19 protein-coding genes and 1 pseudogene are annotated in these 26,969 nt (G+C 72.3%); 8 read left to right on the top strand and 12 right to left on the bottom strand.

Annotation, left to right across the window (positions count from 1 at the left end):
- Positions 1 to 69: 69 nt before the first annotated feature.
- On the top strand, positions 70 to 921 hold the full coding sequence (locus ACFYY2_RS14795) for a response regulator transcription factor (RefSeq protein WP_388742424.1): 852 nt from the start codon (positions 70 to 72) through the stop codon (positions 919 to 921).
- 45 nt (positions 922 to 966) lie between these two features.
- Here ACFYY2_RS14795 and ACFYY2_RS14800 read toward each other — a convergent pair whose 3' ends face one another.
- A complete protein-coding gene (locus ACFYY2_RS14800) occupies positions 967 to 2,085 on the bottom strand; it encodes a winged helix DNA-binding domain-containing protein (RefSeq protein ID WP_388742057.1) in 1,119 nt (372 codons plus the stop codon).
- Between the two features lie 105 nt (positions 2,086 to 2,190).
- On the opposite strand from ACFYY2_RS14800, the gene ACFYY2_RS14805 reads away from it, so the two are divergent.
- Positions 2,191 to 3,060 carry a DMT family transporter gene (locus ACFYY2_RS14805; protein ID WP_388742059.1) on the top strand — a complete coding sequence of 290 codons (870 nt, stop codon included), beginning with the start codon at positions 2,191 to 2,193 and terminating at the stop codon, positions 3,058 to 3,060.
- Positions 3,061 to 3,065: 5 nt separating this feature from the next.
- Here the strand turns inward: ACFYY2_RS14805 and ACFYY2_RS14810 are convergent, their stop codons facing one another.
- The 3 genes from ACFYY2_RS14810 to ACFYY2_RS14820 all read right to left on the bottom strand — a co-directional run bounded on the left by ACFYY2_RS14810 (position 3,066) and on the right by ACFYY2_RS14820 (position 7,153).
- Positions 3,066 to 4,097, bottom strand: coding sequence for a glutathione S-transferase family protein (locus tag ACFYY2_RS14810; protein WP_388742061.1), 1,032 nt, complete (start codon positions 4,095 to 4,097; stop codon positions 3,066 to 3,068).
- A complete protein-coding gene (locus ACFYY2_RS14815) occupies positions 4,094 to 5,590 on the bottom strand; it encodes an MFS transporter (protein ID WP_388742064.1) in 1,497 nt (498 codons plus the stop codon). Before ACFYY2_RS14815 ends, ACFYY2_RS14810 begins: the two co-directional genes overlap by 4 nt.
- A 72-nt stretch (positions 5,591 to 5,662) precedes the next feature.
- Positions 5,663 to 7,153, bottom strand: coding sequence for a TerD family protein (locus ACFYY2_RS14820; protein ID WP_388742067.1), 1,491 nt, complete (start codon positions 7,151 to 7,153; stop codon positions 5,663 to 5,665).
- 170 nt (positions 7,154 to 7,323) lie between these two features.
- On the opposite strand from ACFYY2_RS14820, the gene ACFYY2_RS14825 reads away from it, so the two are divergent.
- Together ACFYY2_RS14825 and ACFYY2_RS14830 are read left to right on the top strand one after the other, a co-directional pair.
- Positions 7,324 to 7,728, top strand: coding sequence for a VOC family protein (locus ACFYY2_RS14825; RefSeq protein WP_388742070.1), 405 nt, complete (start codon positions 7,324 to 7,326; stop codon positions 7,726 to 7,728).
- 236 nt (positions 7,729 to 7,964) lie between these two features.
- On the top strand, positions 7,965 to 10,379 hold the full coding sequence (locus tag ACFYY2_RS14830; protein WP_388742072.1) for an endonuclease/exonuclease/phosphatase family protein: 2,415 nt from the start codon (positions 7,965 to 7,967) through the stop codon (positions 10,377 to 10,379).
- Between the two features lie 58 nt (positions 10,380 to 10,437).
- Here ACFYY2_RS14830 and ACFYY2_RS14835 read toward each other — a convergent pair whose 3' ends face one another.
- The 3 genes from ACFYY2_RS14835 to ACFYY2_RS14845 are packed head-to-tail and all read right to left on the bottom strand — an operon-like array spanning position 10,438 to position 12,875.
- Positions 10,438 to 11,352 (bottom strand): alpha/beta fold hydrolase, encoded by a 915-nt coding sequence (locus ACFYY2_RS14835; protein WP_388742075.1) that lies wholly within the window; start codon positions 11,350 to 11,352, stop codon positions 10,438 to 10,440.
- An 18-nt stretch (positions 11,353 to 11,370) separates the two neighbouring features.
- A complete protein-coding gene (locus tag ACFYY2_RS14840) occupies positions 11,371 to 12,645 on the bottom strand; it encodes a beta-ketoacyl-[acyl-carrier-protein] synthase family protein (RefSeq protein ID WP_388742078.1) in 1,275 nt (424 codons plus the stop codon).
- Complete coding sequence (locus ACFYY2_RS14845; RefSeq protein ID WP_388742080.1) at positions 12,642 to 12,875, bottom strand: acyl carrier protein; 234 nt, start codon at positions 12,873 to 12,875, stop codon at positions 12,642 to 12,644. Before ACFYY2_RS14845 ends, ACFYY2_RS14840 begins: the two co-directional genes overlap by 4 nt.
- A gap of 243 nt (positions 12,876 to 13,118) precedes the next feature.
- Between ACFYY2_RS14845 and ACFYY2_RS14850 the strand changes: the two are divergent.
- The 4 genes and pseudogenes from ACFYY2_RS14850 to ACFYY2_RS14865 form a co-directional block, all read left to right on the top strand.
- Positions 13,119 to 13,361, top strand: a pseudogene (locus ACFYY2_RS14850) (nitroreductase/quinone reductase family protein); the annotation flags it as partial.
- Positions 13,362 to 13,448: 87 nt separating this feature from the next.
- Positions 13,449 to 14,180, top strand: coding sequence for a nitroreductase family protein (locus tag ACFYY2_RS14855; RefSeq protein WP_388742427.1), 732 nt, complete (start codon positions 13,449 to 13,451; stop codon positions 14,178 to 14,180).
- Positions 14,181 to 14,419: 239 nt separating this feature from the next.
- Complete coding sequence (locus ACFYY2_RS14860; RefSeq protein ID WP_388742083.1) at positions 14,420 to 15,967, top strand: peptidoglycan-binding protein; 1,548 nt, start codon at positions 14,420 to 14,422, stop codon at positions 15,965 to 15,967.
- A gap of 364 nt (positions 15,968 to 16,331) precedes the next feature.
- Positions 16,332 to 17,165, top strand: coding sequence for a DUF3626 domain-containing protein (locus ACFYY2_RS14865; protein ID WP_388742085.1), 834 nt, complete (start codon positions 16,332 to 16,334; stop codon positions 17,163 to 17,165).
- A 72-nt stretch (positions 17,166 to 17,237) separates the two neighbouring features.
- On the opposite strand, the gene ACFYY2_RS14870 is transcribed toward ACFYY2_RS14865, so the two are convergent.
- From ACFYY2_RS14870 to ACFYY2_RS14890, 5 genes are all read right to left on the bottom strand, one after another.
- Positions 17,238 to 20,990 carry a S8 family serine peptidase gene (locus ACFYY2_RS14870; protein WP_388742088.1) on the bottom strand — a complete coding sequence of 1,251 codons (3,753 nt, stop codon included), beginning with the start codon at positions 20,988 to 20,990 and terminating at the stop codon, positions 17,238 to 17,240.
- A gap of 106 nt (positions 20,991 to 21,096) precedes the next feature.
- Positions 21,097 to 22,233 (bottom strand): XdhC family protein, encoded by a 1,137-nt coding sequence (locus ACFYY2_RS14875; RefSeq protein ID WP_388742091.1) that lies wholly within the window; start codon positions 22,231 to 22,233, stop codon positions 21,097 to 21,099.
- Positions 22,234 to 22,277: 44 nt separating this feature from the next.
- On the bottom strand, positions 22,278 to 23,735 hold the full coding sequence (locus tag ACFYY2_RS14880; protein WP_388742094.1) for an NCS2 family permease: 1,458 nt from the start codon (positions 23,733 to 23,735) through the stop codon (positions 22,278 to 22,280).
- Positions 23,736 to 23,950: 215 nt separating this feature from the next.
- A complete protein-coding gene (locus tag ACFYY2_RS14885; RefSeq protein WP_388742096.1) occupies positions 23,951 to 26,368 on the bottom strand; it encodes a xanthine dehydrogenase family protein molybdopterin-binding subunit in 2,418 nt (805 codons plus the stop codon).
- A 2-nt stretch (positions 26,369 to 26,370) separates the two neighbouring features.
- The gene (locus ACFYY2_RS14890; protein ID WP_388742099.1) at positions 26,371 to 26,967 is read right to left on the bottom strand and encodes a (2Fe-2S)-binding protein; all 597 of its coding nucleotides are present in this window, start codon (positions 26,965 to 26,967) and stop codon (positions 26,371 to 26,373) included.
- Between the last annotated feature and the right edge of the window lie 2 nt (positions 26,968 to 26,969).

Here is a 26,969-nt window from a genome sequence, read left to right on the forward strand (position 1 = left end):
ATGTAAACAGTGACCCTGATCTCACCACCCCCGAACGGGGGGTACGGCCGGAAGGGCGGGGACATCGGCGTGCCGGACACGGGCGAGGCGACCGAGCTGCGGGCGGCCCTGCTGAGGCTGCGTCGCACCAGCGGTCTGCCGGTGGTGTTCGGCGGTCTGCTGTCCGACGCCCGCCACACGCGGATCGCCGAGCTGAGCGGGGCGCAGACCCCCGCGTTGCGCGGGCTCGTCATCTCGACGGGCAGCGGGCTCGGGGGCAAGGCGATGGCCCTGTCCAGGGCGTGCGCCGTCACCGACTACCGGTCGTCCCGCCACATCAGCCACGAGTACGACACGGCGGTCGCCGCGGAGGGGCTGCGTTCGGTCGTCGCGGTGCCCGTCGTCGTGGGCCGCACGGTGCGGGGCGTGCTGTACGGGGCGCTGCGTGAGCCCCTCGCCCTGGGGGACCGCACGTTCGACGTCGCGGTGTCGGCCGCCCGGGACGTGGAGCAGGCCCTGGCCGTCCGCGACGAGGTGCAGCGGCTCCTCGCCTCCACCCGGCAGCGGATCGCCGACCCCGACGAGCGTCCCGGGACCTGGGAGGACGTGCGCGAGGCGCACCGCGACCTGCGTGCTCTGGCCCCGAGGATCCTGGACCCGGTGCTGCGCGACGAACTGCTCGCCGTGTGCGGCCGGCTGGCCTCCGCGGGCGGGACCGGGGCGGGCACGGACCCGGCGGTGCGGCGGGTGCGGCTGGCACCGCGCGAGGTCGACGTGATCGCGTGCGTCGCCTCGGGCACGACGAACGCCGCGGCCGCCGAACGGCTCGGCCTGCGCCCGGAGACGGTGAAGAGCTACTTGCGCTCGGCGATGCGGAAGCTGGGGGCGCACACCCGGCTGGAGGCGGTGGTGGCCGCACGCCGCGCGGGTCTGCTGCCCTGAGCGCCGGCCCGGCCCCTCCCCGGCGGCGTACCGGTCGCGCCGGAGTCAGCTGCCGAAGTCGACGAAGGTGGTGAAGCGGACTTCGTACGCCGTCGGCGTGGACATCACCGTCAGCATCCGGACGGCCTCCTGCGTGATCTCCTCGCGTACGGACGGGGTGAGGGTGCCCAGTGCCTGCACGGTGACGACCGCGTCGTCCGCCGTCTCGTCCAGGCGCCAGAGGGCGGCCAGGAAGCCGTCGGCCAGGACGGTCCCGTAGGACTGGTTGCCCACGCCGTTGCGCCCCTTGAACTCGGGCGGGATGATCCGGGTCCGGTCGGCGTGGCCGAGCAGCACGTTGTCGAACTCTGGCAGGAAGCGGGGCGGCGCCGGGGTGGCGGGGTCCGGGCGCGGGGCGTCGGGGAGGTCGAAGAGCTCGGTTCCGCGCTCGTCGCGGAAGGTGACGAGCCGGGGGCGCAGCCGTTCGAAGACCTCGCGCATCCGGGTGAGGCCCGCCCAGGTCTGCATGTCCTTCACCGACGCCGGTCCGAAGGCGCCGAGGTAGCGCAGGACCGTGGTGTCCGGCGACGCCGCCTGCTCCGACGGCCTGCCGAGCCAGTGTTCGACGGTCGTCAGGGCGACCTGGCCGCTGCGCCCCCACAGCCCGCGGGGGGTGACCTGGACGAGCGGGAGGCGGCAGCGCGCGGCCACCGCCAGGGCTCTGGGGTCGGCGTCCGGCCAGTGCTTGAGCAGGTCCTCGCGCAGTTCCTTCATGGTGCGCGGCCGTTCCTCGACCAGCTCTCCGGCGAGCACGGCCAGCCGGTCCAGGTCCACCCCGGTGAGGCCGCGCCGGAACATGTTGAGCTCCCGGTCGCGCGCGGGCTGGACGAGGGGCCTCAGCGTGAGCGCGTCCTCGGCGGTGTGGGTGTGGATGGTGGAGCGCAGGGTGACGATCCTGACCACCTCGCGGGACTCCATCAGCCCCGACAGCTCCGCCGGGCCGAAGCCCTCCAGGCGTGCGGACAGCTGGAAGTACGGCGGCCGGGTGTTCTGCGCCTGCAGGCCCACGAGGGTCCCGACGGCCTCCTTCGCGGACACGGCAGAGCGCCTCAGCAGCAACTGGCGTTCCAGCGTGGCCCTGTTGAGCGCACGGTCGGAGAGCACGGGGGCGTTGTGGGCGGCCATGGACCGCAGGTTACGCGGGCCGGGGGTGCGGCGGTCCGGATCCGGCGACACTCGCGCGGTCCGCGGCGCCGCGGACCTGGGGGTCCGGGCCCGCATGATGGGGCGGTGATCAGTGTCCTGTTCGCCGTCCTGACCGCGCTCAGCAACGGCTCCGCCTCGGTCCTCCAACGCCGTGCCGCCCTCGACGTGCCCGACAGCGAGGCGATGCACCTGTCACTCTTCCGGCACCTGCTGCGCCAGAAGGTGTGGCTCGCCGGGATCGCCCTCGTGGTCGTCGCGGCCGTCTGCCAGGCCGTGGCACTGGCCACGGGTCCCATCGCCGTCGTCCAGCCCATCTTCGTGATCGAGCTGCCCGCGACCCTGCTCATCGCCGGCTTCGTCCTGCGGAGCCGGCTCTCGGGTGCCGTCTGGGCGGGCGTGGCCGCCGTGACGGTCGGGCTCGCCGTCGGCATGATCTCCGCCTCGCCCGTCGGCGGCAGCGACGACGTGCAGGGATCGGCCTGGGTCCCCGCCCTGGCGGCGACCCTGATCTTCGAGGCCGTCCTGATCGCCACCGCGCTCAAGACGTCGGGCAACACCAGGGGCGCGCTCCTGGGGCTGTCCGCCGCGTGCGGCTACGCCCTGACCGCGGCGCTGATGAAGGACGCCATGAGCAGGCTCGACGCCGACGGCGCACCCGGTCTGCTCACCGCGTGGCAGCTCTACGCCACGGCGGTGGCGGGGGTGGGCGCCCTGTTCCTCCTGCAGAACGCCCTCCAGGCCGGCACGCTCGTGGCGGTGCAGCCGATGCTGACGCTCGGGGACGCGCTGATCAGCGTGGCGTACGGCCTGACCCTGTTCGGGGAGACGATCCGGACAGGGTGGTGGCTGGTGCCCGAGCTGGCCGGGCTGTCCCTGATCGCTGTCGGCTGTGTGGTCCTGGCGCGCTGCCCGCTGGCGACGGGGACTCCGCAGCCCCCGCCCCGGGTGAAGTGACGCGGTCAGGGCCGCCCGGCGGCGGGAACCTCCTCGCCGGCCGGCACGGGCCCGGGCGGGGTCCCGTCGCCGAACGGCCGGCCGCCCAGCTGTTCCCGGTGGTGCGGTGTCAGCCAGCCGGACAGGTCCGGCCCCAGAGGCACGATGCCGGTCGGGTTGATACCGGTGTGCACCTCGTAGTAGTGACGCTTGATGTGGTCGAAGTCGACGGTGTCGCCGAAACCGGGGGTCTGGTAGAGATCGCGGACGTACGCCCACAGGACGGGGTCCTCGGACAGCTTCGCGCGGTTGCACTTGAAGTGGCCGTGGTAGACGGGGTCGAAGCGCACCAGCGTGGTGAACAGCCGGATGTCCGCCTCGGTGATCGTGTCGCCGACGAGGTAACGCCGGTCAGCGAGTCGCTCCGAGACCAGGTCCAGGCGTCGGAACAGGCTGGTGAACGCGGCTTCGTAGGTGTCCTGTCCGTCGGCGAACCCCGTGCGGTAGACACCGTTGTTGACGTCCCGGTAGATGCCCTCCATCACCGTGTCGATCTCGTCGCGCAGCGGCTCGGGGTAGAGGTCGGGTGCGCCGGGCCTGTGCAGGCCGGTCCATTCGGTGGCCAGGTCCAGCGTGATCTGCTGGAAGTCGTTGGTGACCAGGGACTTCGTCGGCACGTCGACGATCGCGGGCACGCTGACCCCGCCGGGGTAGCCCTGTTCGCGGGCGTCGTAGGCCTCGCTCAGGTAGCGGTATCCGAGCACGGGGTCCCGGCCGCCCTCGTCGAGGGTGAAGCGCCAGCTGCGGTCGTCCTGGATCGGGTCCGCGACGGCCAGTGAGAGGACGCCCTCCAGACCCAGCAGGCGCCGGGACACCAGCGCGCGGCTGGCCCAGGGGCAGGCCCGGCTGACGACGAGCCGGTAGCGGCCCGCCTCGACGGGCCAGCCGTCCCGGCCGTCGGCGGTGATCCGGTCGGCGAAGTAGCTGCGGGACCGCTTGAAGGGTTTGCGGCCGTAGGAGCTGTTCCCGTCCTTCTCCCCGGCACTCGTGTCGTTCATGATCTGCTCCTCGACTGGTCGGTGGCTTCGGACTCCGCCGCGCGTTTCTTCTCCCGTCTGCCCGCCCCCACGTCCGCCAGCGCGATGATCAGGGCCGCGAGGACGAAGGCGACCGAGACGAGGAGCCCGTGGTCGTAGGCCGACGCCCAGTCGTCCGGACCCAGCCGGGCGAAGAAGACCGAACCGACGGCGGCGATGCCGATGGCCGATCCGACACGCTGGCTGGTCTGGAGGGTGCCGCCCGCGCTTCCGGCGTTGTGCACCGGAACCCGGGAGAGGGTGAGGGTCTGGTTGGGCGCGATGACGAGTCCGCTGCCCAGGCCCGCCAGCAGCAGCGGCGCGGCCATCGCGAGCCCGGCGCCCCGGCCCGGGACGAGGTGCGCGGCCAGCGCCGTGAGGCCGAGCCCGGCCGCGACCATCGTGAGCCCCACGACGATGAGGGGCCGGCCGAAGCGGCCCACCAGCCGGCCGCCGATGCTCGCGGAGCCGCCGGCGCCGAGGGCGAACGGGGTGATCGCGAGGCCGGCCTCCAGTGCGCTGTAGCGCAGCCCGGACTGCAGGTAGAGCGTGCTGATGAAGAAGATCGAGGTGAATCCCGCGAAGTAGAGGAGGATCATCAGACAGCCGAGCCAGAAGGACCGCAGCCGGAACAACGCCAGGTCCAGGACCGGCTGGACCCCCCGTCCGGTGCAGCGGGACTCCCAGGCGACGAACGCGGTGAGCAGGACGAGGGCGGCCGGCACGAGGAGCCACTTGTCGTCGCCCGGCCACTGCTGGGCCTGGACGAAGGGCAGCAGCAGGACGAGGACCCCGCTGCCGAGCAGCAGTACGCCGACGGGGTCCAGGTCGCGGGGCCGCACCCGGGTGGCCGACGGCGTGTCGGGGAGCAGTCGCCGCGCCAGCAGAAGGCAGACGGCGCCGATCGGCAGGTTGACGTAGAACACCCACCGCCAGCCCTCCTGGGCCCCCGCCATCTGGATCAGGAGGCCGCCGAGGAGGGGGCCGACGGCGGTGGAGATGCCGACGACGGTCCCGAACATCCCGAAGGCGCGGCCGCGCTCGCGTCCGGAGAACATCTGCTGGATCAGTGCGGAGATCTGCGGCGAGAGGAGTCCGCCCGCCGCTCCCTGGAGCAGCCGTGCCACGACGAGCCACAGGCTGGACTGGGCGGCGCCGCAGGCGGCCGACGCCAGGGTGAACAGGGTCAGCCCCGCCATGAACACGGCGCGGCGGCCCCGGGCGTCGCCGAGTCGTCCACCGGGGATGAGGACCAGCCCGAAGGCGAGGGCGTAGCCGGACAGCACCCACTGGAGGTCGGACTCCGGGGTGTCGAGCCCCTCCTTGATGGACGGCAGCGCCACGTTGACGATGGACACGTCCAGAAGCGTCATGAAGCCCGCCACCAGGCAGACCGCGAGGGCGCGCCAACGGCGTGGGTCGGAAGGGCCGGGCCCGGAAGTGGCTGTGTCCCGGTCCCCCGCGCTCGCTGACATGGTCCGCACCCTAGGCCGCGGTACGCCGATCGCGGTCCCGGGCGCGCCGTGGGACGGTCCGGCGTGCTTCTGTCAGCCGCGTGTCCCGAACGTCCAGCGGCCCAGGGTCCTGATCTGGAGGAAACCGGGGGGCATCCGCCGGAGGCCGCCCCCGATGCTCACCCTGCGCACCGGTTCGAGCCGGTCGTCGAGCGCCCAGACGACGAGCACGTCGAGCCCTCCGCCGGGTTCGTGCGTGAGCATGACGTCGGTCTCCGGCCCGGAGTGGTGGACGACGCCGTACCCGTGGCCGGACACCGAGCGGCCGAAGACCGCGGCCTCCTGAAGGGCCGTCGGCTCGATGTGCCAGCCGGTGTGGTCCACGGCGTTGACCAGGACGTAGCAGTGCCCCGCGCCCGACACCCACAGGGGGCCGACGGCCGGGCGGCGGCGGCCACCGGTGTCCGCGGACACGACCGTCCGGCCGTGCGCCTGCACGGTGCGGGTGGCCAGCTGGTCCTCGTCGCCGGTGAGCCTTCGCAGCGCGAGCAGCGCGGGCGGTCCCGCATAGCGGAACACCTCGCTGCCGGTGCCCCGCACGGGGCCGGTGAGCACGGGGGCCGTCTCGACGGGGAGCAGGCTCAGCCGCCAGTCGACGGCGTCCTCGATCCCGAGGACCACCTCGCTCTCGCCGTTGCGGAAGAGCAGGGTCCGGCCCCGTGCGCCGTCCTGGCTGCCGCGCAGGAGCTGCTCGCCGTCGCCGTACTCGTCGATGATCCGGACCGTGTGGCCGAACACCGATCCGGCGCTCTCGATGGCGTAGTCGAGGAGGGCGGGCCGGCCGGGGGCGGGATTGGCGAGCGTGACGCGGGCCCGGCCACGGCCGGTGTGAACGCCCGCCGCCCGTGCGGCCGCCGGGTCGGTGAACGGCACGGGGGCGGCCTCGGGCCCGAAGGCGTACGGGACGGTGGCCTGCGGCGGGAGCGGCTGCGGGGCCGCGGGCCGGGCCGGGGCCCGCGGGGCCGGGGCTTCGGGAAGCGGCGGCCCCGCGGGGGTGCTCTCCTCCACGGCGATGCCGAAGTCCGTGGCGAGGCCGGCGAGCCCGGACCCGTATCCCTGGCCCACGGCGCGGAACGTCCATCCGCCGTCGCGCCGGTAGAACTCCCCCAGGACGAACGCCGTCTCCGTGGTGGCGTCCGTGACGGAGCAGGACGCCACTGTCGACCCGTCCGGGGCCAGGCTCCGCAGGGAGAGTTCCGCCACCTGCCCGAAGACGCCGCCCTCGCAGGAACCCGCCACCACCAGACGCCGCACCGCGGGCTCGATCCGCGGGAGATCGATCTCCAGCCACTCGGCGATCCGTCCGTCGCCCTCCACCGTGCCCATGTGCCGGACGGTGCCCGACGGATGGACCGACTGGTTGTAGAAGACCAGGTCGCGGTCGCCCCGGACCTTTCCGTTCGCGTCGAGCAGCAGGACGGAGGCGTCCACCGCGGGGCCGCCGGAGACGTCGCGGCGGCAGACCGCCACACGGAGCAGGGCGGTCGGCACGGGGGTGTCGGCACCCTTGGCTATACGGGTCATCTCCTCATGCTGCCAGTGAAGATATGGTGAAGTCGATGGGTCGAAGTTGCGAAGACGATCAGGAACGTCCGAGACACCCCTCCACCTCGGTTTCCATAACTCGGCCGACTCATAAGCATGTTGTGGCGCCCACCCGGCGTGCGACGCTTCATCTCGGGTAGCCGTGGAGCATGACTGTCGGGAAAACGAGTGTCCTGGTCCTGGACTGCGCCGAGCCGTTGGAGCTGGCGGACTTCTACGCCTCTCTGCTGGAAGCCGAGACCCGCATCGGGAGCGATCCCGACTTCGTCGAGATCGTCGGCAACAGCGGGGTCCATCTCGCCGTGCGCCGCGACCACGGCTACGCGCCCCCGAGCTGGCCGCGCCCGGAGGACTCCCTGCAGGCCCATCTGCGCATCCTGGTGGACGCGGGGGACATGGACGAGGCCGAGCGCGAGGCGATAGGACTCGGCGCCCGGCCCGTGGACACGGGCGACAGCAACAGCGGCCCGCGCGACGTCCGCGTCTACACCGACCCGGCCGGGCACTCGTTCTCCCTGTCCGTCTATCCGGCCCGCACTCCGGAGGGCCGCTGACCGTAGGCGGCAGGCACCCGGGAGGGCCGCTGACCGGAAGTGCCCGGACCTGCGGCGATGCCAGTGCCGTCAAGGGCGCCCGGCCGCTCGCGCGGCACGGGGGTGGGCATCGGCCGACGCCGAACTCCCGTCCGAAGGCCGGGCGATGACGTCCGGATTTAACCTCGGGTCTCTTGCCACGACCGGTCTACGCGCATAGTTTTTGGCCCCTCACTACACATTTGGGGGCAGTTCCCGTGCACATAGCCAGACCCGGCTCCGCCCTGCTGGCCACCGCCGTCGCCGTGACCCTGTCGGTGACCGCGCTGCCCGCCGCCTTCGCGGCACCGTCGTCATCGGCCGTCATCTCCGAGGTGTACGGCGGTGGAGGCAACTCCGGTGCGACGCTCACCCGCGACTACATCGAGCTGGCCAACGCCGGCGGGAGCGCCTTCGCCCTGTCGGGCTTCAGCGTCCAGTACCTGCCGGGGACCCCTTCCGCCGGCTCGCTGTGGCAGGTCTCCGCGCTGTCCGGCGCCGTCGCGCCCGGCGGCCGCTACCTCGTGGCCCAGGCCGCGGGCACCGGCGGCACGGTGGCCCTGCCGGCCCCCGACGCGACCGGCACCGTCGCGATGTCGGCGGCGAGCGGCACCGTCGCACTCGTCTCCGGCACCACGCCGCTGACCTGCAAGACCCCGGCGGACTGCGCCGCCGACACCCGCGTCGTCGACCTCGTGGGCTACGGCTCCGCGGTCGTCCGCGAGGGCAGCGGCCCGGCGGCGGGCGCCTCCGCCACCGCCTCCGTGGCGCGCGGGGCGTCCCTGGCGGACACGGACGACAACGCCGCCGACCTGACCGCGGGCGCCCCGACGCCGGTCAACGCGGCCGGCGAGACCTCCGGCGGCACGGGGCCCGGCGAGCCCGGCGGGCCGACCGAGCCGGGCACCGTGCGGGTGCACGACATCCAGGGCACGACCCGCCTCTCCCCGCTCGCGGCTCAGCAGGTGACCGGCGTCCCCGGCGTCGTCACGGGCGTACGGACCACCGGGTCGCGCGGCTTCTGGATCCAGGACACCGCGCCCGATGCCGACCCGCGCACGAGCGAGGGCGTGTTCGTCTACACCGGCTCCGCCGCACCCGCGGTCGCCGTCGGCGACTCGGTCCTGGTCAGCGGCAAGGTGGCCGAGTACTACCCGGCCACCGGCGCGCAGTCGCTGACCCAGATCACCGCCCCGCTCGTCACCGTCCTCTCCTCGGGCAACACGCTGCCCGGCGCGGTCGTGCTCGACGCCTCCTCGGTACCGGACGCCTACGTGCCCACGGCCGGCGGAGGCTCGATCGAGGCGCTGGCCCTCGACCCGTCGGCGTACGCCCTGGACCTCTACGAGTCGCTCGAGGGCGCCCGGGTCACGATGGCGGACACCCGGGTGACCGGGGCGACGACCGCGTACGCCGAGGTGTGGGTGACGGTCAAGCCGCGGGAGAACCCCACGCGGCGCGGCGGCACGCTCTATTCCTCGTACGAGGACCAGAACACCGGCCGCATGAAGGTGATGTCGCTGGACGCGGCGCGGCCCGTCCCGGTCGCGGACGTGGGCGACGTGCTGACCGGCAGCACCACGGGCGTGGTCGACTACGCCTCCTTCGGCGGTTACAACGTCCAGGCCACCGAGCTCGGCGCGCTGAAGGACAACGGCCTGAAGCGCGAGGTGACGCGGAAGCAGAAGCGCGGGGAACTCGCCGTCGCCACCTACAACGTGGAGAACCTGGACGCGGGCGACGCGCAGGAGAAGTTCGACACGCTCGCCCGGGGCGTGGCCGTCTCTCTCGCGGGCCCCGACATCGTGTCGCTGGAGGAGATCCAGGACGACAACGGGGCGGTGAACGACGGCACCGTGGGCTCCGAGGCGACTCTGAAGCGGTTCACGGACGCGATCGCGGCGGCGGGCGGCCCCCGGTACTCGTGGCGCTATGTGGCCCCGCAGGACGGCAAGGACGGCGGTGAGCCCGGTGGCAACATCCGTAACGTCTTCCTCTTCAACCCCGGGCGGGTCGACTTCGTGGACCGCCCTGGCGGTGACGCCACCACCGCGGTGACGGCGGTCAGGACCCGGAAGGGCGCCGCGCTCTCCGTCTCCCCCGGCCGGATCAACCCCACGAGCACGGCCTGGGACAGCAGCCGCAAGCCGCTGGCGGGCGAGTTCCGCTTCCGCGGTGAGCCGGTCTTCGTCATCGCGAACCACTTCGCGTCCAAGGGCGGCGACCAGTCCCTGCACGGCCGCTACCAGGAGCCGGTACGCAGCTCCGAGACCCAGCGCGTGCGGCAGGCCACGGAGGTCAACACCTTCGTCACCTCACTGCTGAAGGCGGACAAGTCGGCCCGGGTGGTCGCCCTGGGCGACCTGAACGACTTCGCGTTCTCCCCCACCATGAAGGCACTGACCAGCGGCAAGGTGCTCAAGCCGCTGATCACGACACTGCCCGTGGGCGAGCAGTACAGCTACGTGTACGACGGCAACTCGCAGACGCTGGACCACATCCTGACCAGCCCCGCGGTGCGTCGCCTCGACTACGACGTGGTGCACATCAACGCGGAGTTCGCCGACCAGGCGAGCGACCACGACCCGCAGATCGTGCGGATCGACGTGAAGGGCCGCGGGCACGGGCACTGACGCACCCCGGGTGGCGGCTCCACTGGGCCGCCACCCGGACCGGTCTCCCGGACGGGGTTCACGCGGGGGACGGCTCCGCGGCTGTGGGCGCCCCGTGCTGGTGCGGGAGGAGGGCCGCGGCGTGTTCGACCGGCTGGTCCGTGAAGAAGCGGGTCACCAGGGCGGCCACCTCGTCGGACCGCTCCAGCACGACCCAGTGGTCGGACTCCGGCAGGGTGAGGAAGCGGCTGCCCTCGATCGTGGCGGCGAACTCCCGCTGCATTCCGGGCGAGGTGACCGTGTCGTGCTCCCCCGCGAAGACCAGGGCCGGCACGCCGGAGAGCCCGCCGGAGAAGTCCGGCCGGTCACCCAGCGCCCGCCGCAGCGAGTCGGCGGCGTGCCCGGAGTGGGCGAGGGCGTGCAGGAACGACCTGCGGACGTAGCGCCGCGCCAGTTCCCTGCGGTGCACGGGACGCTCCGGGTCCAGGCACATCAGGCCGTCGGCCGCGAGTGCCGCGAAGCCCTCCGCGTCGCCCTCCGCCAGCGCGGCCGTGGCGCGGTGCCAGTAACTCCGGCGCTCCTCACCGATGTGGACGGGCACTCCTCCGAGGACGAGCCGGGCCACGCGCCCGGGAGCGTGCTGTGCGTAGCCGAACGCGATGGCGGCGCCGTAGGAGAAGCCGAAGAGGTTGATCCGCGACGCCCCCAGGTCCTCGACGATCGCGCCGACCGCGGCGCGCAGGACCGGCGCGCTGGGGCCGGGCGGCAGCGGGTCCGCCGTGCCCATGCCCGGAAGGTCGGCGGTCACCACGTCGGCCAGCGGGCCCAGATGGTCATCCATCTGCGGCCACCCGAACATGCCCTGCAGCGCGCCTCCGATGACGAGGACCGGCTCGGTCCCCGGCCCCCCGTCCACCGCCGGATCGCGGGGCATGACCCGGTAGGCGAAGCGCACTCCGTCCGCGGTCAGTGACCGGATGATCTCTTCGGGCATGGTGCTCCTCGTCTCCTGTCAGGCCCTGGTGAGCACGAGTGCCGCGTTGTGGCCGCCGAAGCCGAGCGACGTCTTGACCGCGCAGTCGAACGAGGCGCGCCTGGCCTCCTTGCTGACCACCTCGACGGGGATCTCGGGGTCCGGGGCGTCGAGGTTGGCCGTCGGCGGGACGGTCTGATGCTGCAGCGCGAGGACGGTGAGCGCCGTCTCGATGCCTCCGGCGGCACCCAGGGTGTGCCCGGTCATGGCCTTCGTGGACGTGACGAGGGAGCCCTCGCCGAGGACACGGCGGAGCATCGTCGTCTCGATGATGTCGTTGGCGACGGTCGAGGTGCCGTGGGCGTTGACGTGTCCCACGTCCGTGGCGTCGATGTCCGCGTCGGCCAGTGCGGTGCGCAGCGCCCGCTCGATGCCGAGCCCGTCCGGATCGGGCGCGACGGCCGAGTGGGCGTCGCTGGAAGCCCCGTAGCCGGCGACGCGGGCACGGACCGTGGCACCGCGGGCGCGGGCGTGCTCGGGGTGCTCCATGACGAGGAGGCCGGCGCCCTCGCCGACGACGAAGCCGTCGCGGTGGGTGTCGAAGGGGCGGCAGGCGGCCTGCGGGTCGTCGCGGCGGGTGGAGACGGCACGCATCTGGCAGGCGCTGGCGATCAGCAGGCGGGACAGGACCGACTCTGCGCCGCCCGCGACGACGATGTCGCAGGCACCGGTACGGAGCATCTGGTGGGCGGTGCCGATGGCCACCGTCCCCGACGAGCAGGCCGTGGAGACGGCCTGGCTCGGCCCGTGCACGCCGAGGTCCATGGCGACGCTGCTCGCGGCGCCGTTGACGACACTGAGCGGCGCGAGCTTCGGCGAGACCCGCCGTGCGCCACGCTCGGTGAGGAGGGTGTGCTGCTCGTCGTAGAACGGCAGTCCGCCGTGGGCGGAGCCGATGACGACGGCGACCCTGCCGCTGTCCCAGGCCGTGGGGTCGAGGCCCGCGTCGGCGACCGCCTCGCGGGCCGCGATGACGGCGAGCTGCGAGAACCTGTCCATCAGCCGCTGCGACGCGACGCCCAGGACCGCCTTCGTGTCGAGGTCCGCCACGGTGTACATGAAGTCACAGGGGAGTCCGGCGAGTTCGGGCAGATGCGGGACCGACGGCGCGAGCGCGGTGTCGCACACCCCGCGCCAGGCCGCGTCGGCTCCCACTCCGGCGGCGGTGACCAGGCCGACGCCGGTGACCGCGGCGCTGAACGGCTCGATCCCTGGCCGGGCGGGACGCCGCGCGAACGGCACCCGCCCCGTCACGCGCCGGCCTTGCCGGTGACGGCCTCGACCAGATGTCCGACCGTGTCGCGCGAGGAGAGGACGACGTCCTCCAGGTCGATGTCCATCCGGTCCTCGATGAGCAGCCTGAGCTCCTCCAGGGCAAGGGAGTCCAGGCGCAGCTGACGGAGCGGCACTTCCGGCCGGATGTCCAGCGGATCGGTTCCGAACCTGGTGACGAGCAAGGCGCTGATCTCTTCCGAGGTGCTCATGGGGACGCTCCTCCGCTCTCGGTACGCGGTGACGCCGGCCGCGTGGTGGGTGAGATGGCCATCGGGGGACGCCGGCTGCTCGGGAGGGACCCTTTATACGCCTTCGCGGCCGGATTTCCGCCCCCCGTTCCCCCGTGAGGAGGGGGGACGAGCAGGTGTACGATTCCGGCGCGCGGCGGGGACGGGTGACACGATGGGCACGGACGTACGGACACGACGACGGCGCAGGAGGACGGCGACGCCATGACACAGCGGCGGCACGACGGAGAAGTACAGGTCAGCCCGGCCAACTGGGTCGCGAAGCAGGCCGAGTTGTACGAGTCGTCGGGCGGGGCGAAGGGCACCACCCAGCTCGGCGTGCCCTGCCTGCTCCTGGACTACGTCGGCAGGCGCAGCGGCGCCCTGCGGCGCACGGTGCTGATGTACGGGCGTGACGGAGAGGACCGATCCCGGTGGTACGGCTGCGACGGCGCTGACCCGCCCCCGCCCCCGACCGCCGGTCTCGCGAACTCGGGGAATGCGGACCCCAACAGGCCTCCCGGCCAAGGCACTTGCGTCGTACACTCCGCGATCATGACCTTCGAAACGGTGTACGCCGACGCGCCATCCCCCGACGGACCCGCCCTCTTCACGACGATGTCCACGATGCGCGCCATGCGCCGCCTCCGGCCGGACCCCGTTCCGGACGAGACGCTCGACCGGCTCATACAGGCCGCCGTGTGGGCCCCGAGCGGCGGCAACATACAGGCGTACGAGTACGTCGTCGTCACGGACCGCGCGGTGATGGCCGATCTCGCCCCGCTGTGGAAGCGGTGCGTGGACGCCTATCTCGCGACGACCGGCAAGCACGCGCCGGAGGGCATGGACGGCGCGGCGTACGGGCGCATGGTGGCGGCGATCGAGTACCAGCGCGACCACTTCGCCGAGACCCCCGCCCTGATCATCCCCTGCTACAAGTTCCCCGAGCCGAGGTTCGACGAGGAGGGCCTCGCGGCGTACGCCGAGTCCCTCGGCCCCGCGGGCCTGGATCACATGGCCGCCACACAGGAGCGGTTCCAGGCGCTCGCGGAGGGCTCCTGCGTCTACCCGGGCGTCCAGAACGTCCTGCTCGCGGCGCGGGCGCTGGGACTCGCGGCCAACGTGACCATCTGGCACCTGATGCTGGAACAGGAGTGGAAGAAGGCGCTCGGCATCCCCTCGGACACGCACACCTTCGCCGCCATCCCGGTGGGGTGGCCACTGGGCAACTTCGGGCCGGTTCGCCGCCGCCCGGTGGCGGACGTCGTCCACCGCAACCGCTGGTAGCCGCAGGCCCCCGGGCCGTCACCCTCCCGTCGAGTGACGGCCCGCGAGCGGCAGGGCCCGAGAGAGGGCCCCGCACACCTCCCGGGACTCGGCAACTCCATTGGAGTGAAGGGGTTTTGGACACGCGATCAACGCGTTGTCATGCCCGGACCACATGCATAGCCTGTGCGGGCTCGACGGCCCCGGCCCACCCCACCCCGGTCCGGCTGCCGCCCCTCCCCCACGAACCAGGAGCAGGTATGCCCCGACGTACCGCCGGCCACACCCGTGGACGCGCAGCCGTACTGGCCTCCTTCACGGCCACCGTCCTCCTCGCCACCGGCCACCCGGCGACCGCCGCCCCCGCGGGCACCTCCGTGAACGCGGCCCTGACGCGGGCAGCCGAGGCGTACGGCGTACCGCGCGACCTGCTCGCGGCCGTCGGCTACGGCGAGACCCACCTGGACGGGCACGCCGGACGCCCCAGCCAGGACAACGGCTACGGGGTGATGCACCTCGTCAGCAATCCGGACAGCCACTCCCTGGAGAAGGCGGCCGCCCTGACGGGCGAGTCCACAGCCGACCTGCGCCGGAACACCGGGACCAACATCCTGGGCGGCGCGGCGGTGCTGCGGGACCACGCCGACGCTCTGGGCCTGGACACGTCGGAACGGGCCGACATCAACGCCTGGTACCCGGCGGTCGCCCGCTACAGCGGCGCCGAGGGCTCCATCGCCGCCCTCTACGCGGACACCGTCTACACCTTCCTCGCCGAGGGCCTGCGGACCACCGTGCCCGGTGGCGAGCGGGTCTCGGTCACCTCCCGCCCGGTCGCCCCCGAGAAGGGCCCGCTGGCCAAGGCCGACGTCACGGCCCAGAGCCCCGACTACCCCCCGGGCCTGTGGGTGGCAGCCAATTCCGCCAACTACGCGACGGGCCGTACGGCGACCATCGACAAGGTGGTCATCCACGTCGCCCAGGGTTCGTACGCCGGGACGATCAGCTGGTTCCAGAACGCGACGTCCAAGGTCAGCTCCCACTACGTCGTCCGCTCCTCGGACGGACAGGTCACCCAGATGGTGCGCGACAAGGACACCGCGTATCACGCGAAGACCGCCAACCCCTCGGCGCTCGGCATCGAGCACGAGGGCTTCATCGACGACGCGTCGTGGTTCACCGACCCGATGTACCGCTCCTCGGCCGCCCTGACCGCATACCTCTGCGACCGGTACGGCATCCCCAAGGACCGGTCCCACGTCATCGGGCACAGCGAGGCCCCGGGGAACGACCACACCGACCCGGGCGCCCACTGGAACTGGACCTACTACATGCAGCTGGTCGGCGGGTCCGGCAGCAGCAGCGGGAGCGACGGTCTGACCTTCGGCTCCTACACGACGCAGTCGGCCGGATCGGCCGGCGCCCAGGTCAAGGCCGTACAGACGCTGCTCAACAAGCAGGGCTACGAGGCGGGAACCGTCGACGGCGCCTTCGGGGCCGCCACCACGAGCGCCGTCCGGGCCTTCCAGACCGCGCGCGGACTCTCCCCCGACGGTGTGGTCGGCGCGAAGACCTGGACCGCACTGCTCTCCGCCGGTACCACCGAGACCCTGGTCAAGGGCGGTTCGGGAGACGCCGTGAAGCGGGTGCAGCGGGCACTGACGGCTGCGCTGGGCAGGACGGTGGCCGTCGACGGGGCCTTCGGCACCGCGACGGACACCGCCGTACGTGCCTACCAGAGCGCACGCGGTCTCACGGCCGACGGCAGCGTGGGCCCCGACACCTGGGCGGCTCTGCAGTCCGGGCGCTGATCCTCCGCCGGCCCGGTGCCCGTCCGCCCCTGTGCTCCGGTGCGCACCCGGACGGCCCGGGTGCGCCTTCCGCCGGTGCCCGCCCTCGGGAATTCTGGGACCGGCCGGCACCGGGCCGGCGGGAACGAGGGGGCGGTCGCACATGGCTCGTACGCAGTCCGCATGCGGAGCAATCACCCAGAAGGGCACGCGCTGCCGACGGCTGGCGATGAAGGACGCGTCCCGGTGCGACCGGCACCGGGGCGACTGGTCGACGTACACCGTGGCACGGCGGAAGGCGAAGGCACGGGCGGCCCGTCGGAGCGGATGACGAGGCGGGAGGGCCTGCGCGCGGGCGGAGCCGGAGCTCGGGCAGACTGTGCCGATGAGCGTCGACGATCGCCCTGCGCGGGCCCGCGCCCTCGACCATGTGACGTCGCTGTCGAGGGGGGAACCGCTCGACCCGTCGCTGCGGGTGACGCTGAACTTCCACCCGGACCGCGTCAGCGGTGGCCGCTCGATCCTGGACGGGCTCGCACACGACGGCGTGTACGTGTCCCAGTTCGTGACGGGCACGAGCAACGGCGGACTCACCGCCCGACCCGGCGGTGACCGCTGGCGCTGGGAGAGCCGGATCTTCCGCGGCGCCTACGACGGCGCGCACGCTCACGAGCGCCCGGTCTACGGTGCGCTGAACTTCCGGCGTCATTCCTTCGGCGCGGCCCCACGGTTCGGTTCCTCTCACTTCAGGCTGACCGCCCCGGCCTTGACGCGGTCCACCTACTGCTACCCGGACAGTGCCGCCGAGCCGACCGACTTCGGCGTGGCATCGACCGGAAGCAGACTCGTCTCACTCGCCGAATCGGACGACCGGGACGCCCTCGACGACTACGTCGAGGCGCATGTGCACGGCCCGGTCCGGCTGGACGGTCACGTGGAGGCCGTGGTGCTCGATCCGTGCTTCAAGGGCACGGAGGTGGAGAAGGCCGCGTCCCGGCTACCCTGCGCGGTGGAGTGGCACGGCGGATTCCGGCTGTCCGTAGAGGAGTTGGGGCGTCATCCGGGATACCGGGGCCAGGAGTACGTCGACCTGGGTGCCTTGCTCGCGGTCGACGGCATTCTCGACGCGCGGATCATCGGCGAGGCAGCCCGCCGGAGTGCGCACGACCCGCAGGACCTGAAGAAGGTGTGGCACCTGCTGGCTCGTTTCGGCCGCTGAGCCCGCACAGCGGCCAGAGGGTGGCGCGACCCGTGCCGGGACGCGCCACCCTCGGTCAGTCCGCCGGGCCGGTCACTTCAGGCCGAAGGCCTTGATGATCTCCTGGTCGACGCTCAGGCCGCCGGGGCCTGTCGCACGGACCCTGAGCGACACCGACGACGCGCCCTTCGCGGGCGTCCGCAGTTCTGCGGTCCACTGACCCGTCGAACTCCTGCGCAGCTGGACGGCGTTCCACTTCCCGCCCTCGTCGTAGCTGACGGACAGCGTGGCCCCGGTCGCCTTCACCGCGCCGTCCAGCCACGCCTGGGTGCCGGACTCCAGTCCGATCCCGACCCTCTTGCCGGCCCTGACGTCGCCCGCGAGGTCGGTGTCCACGTCGTAGTCGAGCTGGAGCAGCGGGATGTCGGCGCGTTCGGTGCCCTCGGGCAGGGAGCCGGAGAGGAAGTTCCACTCCGTGTGCGTCCGGGTCGACGTCTTCCACGTGGCCTCGTCCCGGGCCGAGTCGATGACGAGCCGGTAGGGAAGCCTCTCGGCCGGCAGGTCCCAGGCGTTGCCCGCCCTGCCCGCACCCTTCTTGATCAGCTTCTCGCCCTGGTAGAAGGCGTACGACGTGGTGTCGTACTCGTCCGCCGGCATCGAGCCGGAGTGGCCCTCGCCCGAGTCGGTCCAGGGCGTGATGTTGAACTGCACGTCGTTGTAAGCGGTGCGGAACGGCCCCCAGTAGGCGGTGCCGAGCCGGGGGCCGACCACCGGGGCGAACCACTCGTCGCGGTAGGTGCGGCCCGCCGTGTAGTCGAGCTCGGCGCTGCGCACCTCGTGGGCGGTGTCGCTCGCGTCGGCGTTCAGGACCGAGTGGTTCTCGTACCAGAAGGAAGCGCCCGGCAGCGGGTTGACGAACTCGGTGCGGGTGCCCGGGAACTTCTCGTACTCCTCGAAGCCGAGGCCCGGTCCGTAGTCCGGTATGTCGTAGCGGTAGCCGCCGCCGAGGGCCGCCCTGTGGCCGTAGAAGGTGTTCTCGACCGTGGCCAGCCGGCGGGCCGAGGGGGCGAAGGTCAGCGACCGGTCGGGGATCGTGCCGTCGTGCCGGTCGACCAGGTCGTACACGTAGTCCGCGAACTTCTTCTGGTCCAGGGTGACCTGCCTGCCCCGCCGTGCCGCCTCGATCAGCGTGGCGCCCGCGAGCCGCCGCACCGAGGCGACCGGGATGGTGGTCTGCTCGCCGTAGGGGGTGTAGGACTCCATCGCGACCCCGCGGCCGTCGTTGACGACGAAGAGCGCCTTCGCGCCCGCGGCCAGGGCGTTCGCCAGGCGCTCGGCGGGCGGTACGGCGTCGCTGCGCGTGATCACGACTGCCCTGCCCCTGACGCTGCGGCCCATGTAGTCCGCCGCGGCGCCGTCACCGGCGAAGACGGCCGTCAGTCTCGTCTCGCCGTCCTCGGCGACGGCCGAGCCGCCTTGCACGGTGACGGGGACGTCGTGGCCGTCGGCCGTCAGGTCGATCAGTTCCTCGCCCTGGCGCCAGCGGGTCAGGAAGCTGAAGCCGCCCTGGGTGACCTTCTTCGTGGGGGCCGCCCACAGCTGGTCGTAGGTCAGCGGGATCTGGTAGGCGTCACGCTGGACCACGCCCTCCGGAGAGGTGCGGGCCATGTCGTAGCGCAGCTGCCGGGTCTCGGTCTCCTTCGGAGTGCGCACACTGACTTTGCGGGCCTTCGAGGCGTCGAGGGTGACCGTGGTGGCCTTGTTCAGGATCGTCTCGGGGGCCGCGAGGAACGCCACGGCCTTGGAGTCGGCCCGGTCACCGTCGACGTCCGCCGAGGTCCAGGCGGTGTAATTGCCCGGGGGCAGCCGCAGCGTGGTCTCGCCGGAGACCTGGACCAGGCCGAGCTGTGTGTCGCCGAGCGCGGCGAAGACCACGGTGCCGTCCATCGGCGCGCCGGCGCGGTCGCGCAGCCGGAGGGTCAGGTCGTAGAGCTCCTGTTCCTTGTTCACGGCGAATCCGGTGTGGGCCACCGTCGCGCCGGATGCGTCCTTGGCCACGACCTGGCCCGAGAACCGGGTGCCGTTCGCGACCTTCGACGGGTCGATCGAGAGGACGGCCTCGGCGGTGGATCCGGCCGGGACGGTCAGCTCCCGCGCCGACACGGTGTACGCCTCGGCGTCCGTGCCGGTGGACAGGTCGAGCGTGACGTCCTTGTCGCCCGTGTTGCGGTAGGTGATGGTGCGCTCGACCACCGGGTCGGACGCGCTGTGCGGCCAGGCGTAGGCGGCGACCTCGACGGAGCCGGTGGCCTCGATCGTGGTGTCGACGGCGGCCTTCACGTCCAGTCGGCCGGTGCCCTGCTCGTACGGCGTGTAGCCGGGCAGCTCCTTCGACGAGCTCATCAGCGCGTCCTTGAGGCGCTGTCCGGACCACTCGGGGTGACGCTGCTTCAGGATGGCCGCCGCGCCGGCCACATGCGGGGTCGCCATCGACGTACCGGACATCTGCTGGTACATGCCCTCGATGCCGGGGACCGACTGCGAGGCGGCGGCGTTGATGTCGACGCCGGGGGCGGACAGGTCGGGCTTCAGGCCGTGCGACCGCACCAGCGGTCCCATCGAGGAGAAGGCCGCGCGCTCGTCGCTCTTGTCGACGGCGGCAACGGTGAGCGCCGCCGCGGCCGAGCCGGGCGAACCGATCGTGCCCGCGCCGTAGGAGTTTCCGGCGGCGATCACGAAGAGCGGGCCCCCGTCGGCCGACAGCGCGTCCACCGCCTGCGACATCGGATCGGTGCCGTCGTCGGGGATGCTGGAGCCGAGGCTCATGGAGACGACATCGGCTCCTTCGGCCTTCGCCCACTCCATCGCCTCGATGATGCCGGAGTCCGCGCCGGACCCCTCGTCGCTGAGGACCTTGCCGACGATCAGGTCGGCCCCGGGCGCGACGCCCCTGTTGACCCCGTCCGACGCCGCGCCCGATCCGGCGATGGTGGACGCGACGTGGGTGCCGTGGCCGTTGCGGTCCTCGACCTCCTGGCCGGGGACGAAGCTCCTGGACTCCCGGACGCGGTCCTTCACGTCGGGGTGGTCCGCGTCGATGCCGGTGTCCAGCACGGCGACGGTGGTGCCCTTGCCGTCGAAGCCGGCTGCCCACGCCTGGGGGGCGTTCACCTGGGGCACGCTGTCCTTGAGCGTGGCCTCGGCCTTGCCGTCGAGCCAGAGCTTCTCCATCCCGCTGTCCAGCGAACGGCTCTTCTGCGTACGGGAGATGTCGCTCCAGAAGGCCCGGGCCTGGTCCTTGTCGGCCTTCAGGGCCGCGCCGCCGATGGAGTCGAGCCGGCGGACCGCACTGCTGCCGTCCGGGGCCGCGGGCAGCGAACGGGCCCTGCTCGCCGGGTAGGTGGCGATCAGCGGGATGCCGGCGGAGTGCTGGTCGTCGTACCCCATGGCGACAAGGGCCGAGATGTTGAACAGCCTGCGGTCCAGCTTCCCTGCCGCGAGGAGGGAGCTCGCCTCGTCGGGGACGACGTAGAGGTCCTTACCGGCCTGCTGGAGGTGCACACCGCCCTGCGCGCCGTCGGGGCGGTCCACGGTGACGGTGTCCTGGTCGCCGGGGCCGTCCGCGTAGTGGACGACGTCACCGGTGATCAGGGTGACGTCGTGGTCATGGACCTCGGAACCCTGGCGGGCCCCGGCGGCCGGCGTCCGGGGAGCGGCGGTGGCGGAGCCCGCCACCGGGAGCAGGGCGCCGCTCACGAGCGCGACCGAGGTGGCCACGAGCAGAGCCCTGCGTCCCGCGCGAGCGGGTCTCGCCCGGCCCGAAACGGAGGAGAGAGAAAATGTCATGGCCCTGATCTACCGGTAAACCCGGGGCCGCGGGTGGCTTCACCCCTGGCGTGAAACCGCCGTGGCGGCAACCCGCCCCGCCGTCTTCCGTCGCGTGCGTACGGGATCAGGCCACCCGGACGAGCGTCCTGTCCTCGTGGTGGATCGGGGTGTGCGCGCCCTTCAGGGGCAGTCCGCTGCCGCCGCGCCGCTCCGCGACGATCTCGGCGGCGATGGAGAGCGCGGTCTCCTCCGGCGTGCGCGCTCCGAGGTCGAGCCCGATCGGCGAGTGCAGCGAGGCCAGTTGGCGATCGGTGACGCCCGCCCCGCGCAGCCGTTCGTTGCGTTCCAGGTGGGTGCGTCGCGAACCCATCGCGCCGACGTAGGCGACCGGGAGCCGCAACGCCAGTTCCAGCAGAGGGATGTCGAACTTGGCGTCGTGCGTGAGCACGCAGAGCACCGTCCGCGCGTCCACGCGGGTGGCGGCGAGGTAGCGGTGCGGCCAGTCGACGACGATCTCGTCGGCGTCCGGGAAGCGTGCCGCCGTGGCGAAGACGGGCCGGGCGTCGCACACGGTGACGTGGTAGCCGAGGAAACGGCCGGCCCGCACCAGGGCGGCGGCGAAATCGATGGCCCCGAAGACGATCATCCGGGGCGGGGGGACGCTCGATTCGACGAGGAGGGTCAGGGGGCTGCCGCAGCGTGAGCCCTCGGCGCCGACGGAGATGCGGCCGGTACGGCCGGCGTCGAGCATCGCGCGGGCTTCCGCGGCGGCGGTGAGGTCCAGGTCGGGGTGGCCTCCCAGGCTGCCCTCGTGGGTGCCGTCGGGGTGGACGAGCAGGGGCCGGCCGAGCAGGCCGTCGGGCCCTTCGGTGACCCGCGCGACCGCGGCCGCCCGGCCCTTCGCGGCTGCGGCGAGGGCGGCGGCGAACACCGGGCGCGCGGGGTCGTCCGCGCGCACCGGTGTCACCAGGATGTCGATGACGCCACCGCAGGTCAGGCCGACCGCGAAGGCGTCGTCGTCGCTGTAGCCGAAGCTCTCGCGCACGGTGGTGCCGTCCGCGAGGGCCCGTCGGCACAGCTCGTACACCGCGCCCTCCACGCATCCTCCGGAGACCGATCCGACGGCCGTGCCGTCACCGTCCACGGCGAGGGCGGCTCCCGGCTGCCGGGGCGCGCTGCCGCCGACGGCCACGACGGTGGCCACGGCGAAGGCGCGTCCCTGCCCGACCCACCGGTGGAGCTCTTCGGCGATGTCCAGCATGGCGTGACTCCTTCTGGGTGCTGAGGTGCGGAGGGCGCGGGACGTCAGCTGACGCCCAGCCAGCTCTCGATGGGGTGCAGGGCGAAGTAGACGACGAAGACGAGGGTCAGGACCCACATGAAGGCGCCGACCTCGCGCGCCCTGCCCTGGGCGAGCTTGATGGCCGAGTACGAGATGACGCCCGCGGCGACACCCGTGGTGATGGTGTAGGTGAACGGCATCAGGACGACCGTGAGGAAGACCGGGACGGCGACCGAGCGGTCCGCCCAGTCCACGTGCCGGGCGTTCTGCATCATCATGGCGCCGATGACGACGAGGGCGGCCGAGGCGACCTCGGCCGGCACGATCGCCGTCAGCGGGGTGAAGAACAGGCAGGCGGCGAAGAAGAGCCCGGTGACGACGGACGCGAGCCCGGTGCGCGCGCCCTCCCCGACCCCGGTCGCCGACTCGACGAACACGGTCTGGCCGGAGCCGCCGGCGACGCCGCCGATCGCACCGCCCGCGCCGTCGATGAACAGCGCTTTGGACAGGCCCGGCATGCGGCCCTTGTCGTCCGCGAGCTTCGCCTCCGTGCCGACACCGATGATGGTGGCCATCGCGTCGAAGAAGCCGGCCAGGACCAGGGTGAACACGATCATGCCGACCGTCATCACACCGACGTCGCCCCAGCCGCCGAACTCGACGTTCCCGAAGAGCGAGAAGTCCGGCGAGGAGACCGCGCTGCCGCTCAGCTCGGGAGGGCCGCTGCTCCACGCCTTCGGGTCGATGTCGCCCACGGCGTTGACGACGATCGCCGCCAGGGTGCCCACGACGATGCCGATCAGGATGGCGCCGGGGACGTTGCGCGCCTGCAGCATGAAGATCAGCAGCAGCGTCACGGCGAAGACGAGGACCGGCCAGCCGGCGAGTTCACCGGCGGGGCCGAGGGACAGCGGGGTCGCGGTGCCCTGGTGGACGAACCCGGCCTTGAAGAGGCCGATGAGGGCGATGAAGAGGCCGATCCCGATCGTGATGCCGTGCTTCAGCGCGAGGGGGATGGCGTTCATGATCATCTCTCGGAGGCCGGTGACGACCAGGAGGCAGATCACCACCCCGTAGATCACGCACATGCCCATGGCCTGCGGCCAGGTCATGACCGGCGCGACCTGCGAGGCGAGGACACCCGAGACGCTCAGACCGGCGGCGAGCGCGAGGGGCACCTTGCCGACGAAGCCCATCAGCAGGGTGGTGGCCGCCGCGGCGAAGGCGGTCGCGGTGATCAGCCCCGGCTGGCCGAGGAGTTGGCCGTCGGCGTCCTTGCCACCGAGGATGAGGGGGTTGAGCAGGAGGATGTACGCCATGGCCATGAAGGTCGTGACGCCCCCGCGCACTTCGCGTGCGACGGTCGATCCGCGTTCGGATATGTGGAAGTACCGGTCGAGCCAGGACCGTCCGGCGGGGACACGCGAGCCGGGGCCCGCGCCCTCCGCGCTCGTCCTGGGTTCCACTGACTGCTGGGTCATGATGCCTGACTCCCAAGGTTCACAGGGGCACCCGCGTGGAGCTGTCGTGACTGCGGGATTTGGGATGACTGCGAGGCGCACGACCCGGGGGACGGCCCGAGGCGAACTCTTCGTGCAGACGGATCGGTTGTGCGGTGTCTCCGGACGGTGCGCGGGCGCGGAGAGGTAAGACGTTCGCCGCGTGCACGCACCGCCCGAGAAGAATTGATGAGCCGTCAGGTACCGGTGATGTGCTCGGGGCGCACCGGAGTCCTGTTGAGCTCCAGGCCCGTCGCGTTCCGGATCGCCGCGAGGACGGCCGGGGTGGACGACAGGGTGGGGGCCTCGCCGATGCCGCGCAGCCCGTACGGGGCGTGTTCGTCGGCGAGTTCGAGCACGTCGACCGGGATGGTCGGGGTGTCGAGGATGGTGGGGATCAGGTAGTCCGTGAAGGACGGGTTGCGCACCTTCGCCGTCTTCGGATCGACGATGATCTCCTCCATGACCGCGACGCCCAGCCCTTGGGTGGTGCCGCCCTGGATCTGGCCCTCGACCGACAGCGGGTTGAGTGCCTTGCCGACGTCCTGGGCGCAGGCCAGTTCGATGACCTTGACCAGGCCGAGTTCGGTGTCGACCTCGACGACCGCGCGGTGGGCGGCGAAGGAGTACTGGACGTGGCCGTTTCCCTGCCCGGTGCGCAGGTCGAAGGCCTCGGTGGGCCGGTGGCGCCACTCCAGCTCGACGTCGACGGACTCCTCCTCCAGCACGTCGGCCAGGGAGGCGAGCACCTCGCCGCCGTCGGTGACCACCTTGCCGCCCTCCAGGAGGAGTTCGGCGGTGGCCCAGGCCGGGTGGTACGTGCCGAACTTGCGGCGCCCCATCTCCAGGACCTGCTCCCGCACCGCCTCGCAGGAGTTCTTGACGGCGCCGCCGGTGACGTACGTCTGGCGGGACGCGGACGTGGAGCCGGCGGAGCCGACCCGGGTGTCCGCCGGGTGGATGGTGACCTGGTTGACCCCCAGCTCGGTGCGGGCGATCTGGGCGTGGACGGTGACACCGCCCTGCCCGACCTCGGCCATCGCGGTGTGCACGGTGGCGACCGGCTCGCCGTTGATGACCTCCATGCGGACCCGGGCCGTCGAGTAGTCGTCGAAGCCCTCGGAGAAGCCGACGTTCTTCAGGCCGACGGCGTAGCCGACGCCCCGCACGACGCCCTCGCCGTGGGTCGTGTTGGACAGCCCCCCGGGCAGCGCGCGTACGTCGACCGAGCTGCCCTCCGCGTCGGCCGAGAGCCACTGCTGCTCGGGCGGCATGGGCCTGGCCTTGACGCGGCGCAGCAGTTCGGCGACCGGGGCCGGCGAGTCGACGGGCTGGCCGGTGGGGAGCAGGGTGCCCTGCTCCATGGCGTTCAGCTGCCGGAGTTCGACCGGGTCCATGTCCAGGGCGGCGGCGAGCTTGTCCATCTGCGCCTCGTAGGCGAAGCACGCCTGGACCGCGCCGAAGCCGCGCATGGCGCCGCAGGGCGGGTTGTTGGAGTAGAGCGCGATCGCCTCGATGTCGACGTCGTCGACGACGTACGGGCCGACCGCGAGCGAGGAGGCGTTGCCGACGACGGCCGGGGAGGCGGAGGCGTAGGCACCGCCGTCCAGCACGATCCGGCACTTCATGTGGGTGAGCTTGCCGTCCTTGGTGGCGCCGTGCTCGTAGTGGAGCTTCGCCGGGTGCCGGTGGACGTGTCCGAAGAAGGACTCGAAGCGGTTGTAGACCATCTTGACGGGCTTGCCGGTGCGCAGCGCCAGCAGGCAGGCGTGGATCTGCATCGACAGGTCCTCGCGCCCGCCGAACGCACCGCCGACGCCGGAGAGCGTCATGCGCACCTTGTCCTCGGGCAGGCCGAGCACGGGGGCGATCTGACGGAGGTCGGAGTGCAGCCACTGGGTGGCGACGTACAGCTCGACACCTCCGTCCTCGGAGGGCACCGCGAGGCCCGACTCCGGGCCGAGGAAGGCCTGGTCCTGCATGCCGAAGACGTAGTCACCGGTGACGATCACGTCGGCCCGCGCGGCGGCCGCGTCGGCGTCGCCGCGGACGATGGGCTGGCGGTGGACGATGTTGGGGTGCGGCACGTGCCCGATGTGGTGGTCGTCGCGGCCTTCGTGGATCAGCACCGCACCGGGCGCCGTCGCGGAGGCCTCGTCCGTGACGAGGGGCAATCCCGCGTAGTCGATCCGGATCTTGGCCGCGGCCCGGCGCGCGGTCTCCGGGTGGTCGGCGGCGACGAGCGCCACCGGCTCGCCGTGGTGGCGGACCTTGCCGTGGGCGAGCACGGGGGTGTCCTGGATCTCCAGCCCGTAGTTCTTCATCTCGGCGGGCAGGTCGTCGTAGGTCAGCACGGCGTGGACGCCGGGCGTGGCCAGGGCCTCGCCGATGTCGATGGAGCGGATCTCGGCGTGGGCGACGGTGGAGCGGAGCGTGTGGCCCCACAGCATGTCCTCGTGCCACATGTCCGAGGAGTAGGCGAACTCGCCGGTGACCTTGAGCGTCCCGTCGGGGCGCAGGGTGGACTCGCCGATGCCTCCCCGGGTCTGGGAGCCCTGGGTGATCTTGGTGGGGGTGCCGGCCGGTACGGACGCGGCTCGTGGGTGCAGCGCCATGGCTATCGGACCGTCTCTTCCTGACGGGCGGCCGCGAGGCGGACCGCGTCGAGGATCTTCTCGTAGCCGGTGCACCGGCAGAGGTTGCCGGAGAGCGCCTCGCGGATGTCCTGGTCGGACGGCGAGGGGTGCGTCTCCAGCAGTTCGTCGGCCGCGACCAGCAGCCCGGGGGTGCAGAAGCCGCACTGGACGGCTCCCGCGTCGATGAACGCCTGCTGGACGGGCGAGAGGTCGGCCGCCTCGGCGCTCTGCGCGTCGGCCGGCTTGGCCTGCCAGCGCTGAGCCGCGTCGATCGACGTACCGCAGGCGCCCGAGGCGCATCCGGTCCCGGGGTGCGCGTCGTCGCGGTGCCTGGCGTAGTCGGCCAGCCCTTCGACGGTGACGATCTCGCGGCCTTCCGCCTGGCCGGCCGCGACGAGACAGGAACAGACGGGCACACCGTCGAGGCGGACCGTGCAGGATCCGCATTCGCCCTGTTCACAGGCGTTCTTGGAGCCGGGCAGGCCCATGCGCTCACGCAGGACGTACAGGAGGGACTCGCCCTCCCAGACGTCGTCGGCTTCCTGCTTCCGGCCGTTGACCGTGAAATTCACTCGCATGA

The organism is Streptomyces sp. NPDC001822, from assembly GCF_042892135.1.
GTDB lineage: Bacteria > Actinomycetota > Actinomycetes > Streptomycetales > Streptomycetaceae > Streptomyces.

Coding starts and splice junctions, on each gene's coding strand:
- ACFYY2_RS14885 (WP_388742096.1), bottom strand. CDS start 26,368: ATGGCGCTGCACCCACGAGCCGCGTCCGTACCGGCCGGCACCCCCACC.
- ACFYY2_RS14820 (WP_388742067.1), bottom strand. CDS start 7,153: ATGACCCGTATAGCCAAGGGTGCCGACACCCCCGTGCCGACCGCCCTG.
- ACFYY2_RS14860 (WP_388742083.1), top strand. CDS start 14,420: ATGCCCCGACGTACCGCCGGCCACACCCGTGGACGCGCAGCCGTACTG.
- ACFYY2_RS14855 (WP_388742427.1), top strand. CDS start 13,449: ATGACCTTCGAAACGGTGTACGCCGACGCGCCATCCCCCGACGGACCC.
- ACFYY2_RS14845 (WP_388742080.1), bottom strand. CDS start 12,875: ATGAGCACCTCGGAAGAGATCAGCGCCTTGCTCGTCACCAGGTTCGGA.
- ACFYY2_RS14865 (WP_388742085.1), top strand. CDS start 16,332: ATGAGCGTCGACGATCGCCCTGCGCGGGCCCGCGCCCTCGACCATGTG.
- ACFYY2_RS14825 (WP_388742070.1), top strand. CDS start 7,324: ATGACTGTCGGGAAAACGAGTGTCCTGGTCCTGGACTGCGCCGAGCCG.
- ACFYY2_RS14810 (WP_388742061.1), bottom strand. CDS start 4,097: ATGAACGACACGAGTGCCGGGGAGAAGGACGGGAACAGCTCCTACGGC.
- ACFYY2_RS14835 (WP_388742075.1), bottom strand. CDS start 11,352: ATGCCCGAAGAGATCATCCGGTCACTGACCGCGGACGGAGTGCGCTTC.
- ACFYY2_RS14870 (WP_388742088.1), bottom strand. CDS start 20,990: ATGACATTTTCTCTCTCCTCCGTTTCGGGCCGGGCGAGACCCGCTCGC.
- ACFYY2_RS14800 (WP_388742057.1), bottom strand. CDS start 2,085: ATGGCCGCCCACAACGCCCCCGTGCTCTCCGACCGTGCGCTCAACAGG.
- ACFYY2_RS14890 (WP_388742099.1), bottom strand. CDS start 26,967: ATGCGAGTGAATTTCACGGTCAACGGCCGGAAGCAGGAAGCCGACGAC.
- ACFYY2_RS14875 (WP_388742091.1), bottom strand. CDS start 22,233: ATGCTGGACATCGCCGAAGAGCTCCACCGGTGGGTCGGGCAGGGACGC.
- ACFYY2_RS14815 (WP_388742064.1), bottom strand. CDS start 5,590: ATGTCAGCGAGCGCGGGGGACCGGGACACAGCCACTTCCGGGCCCGGC.
- ACFYY2_RS14880 (WP_388742094.1), bottom strand. CDS start 23,735: ATGACCCAGCAGTCAGTGGAACCCAGGACGAGCGCGGAGGGCGCGGGC.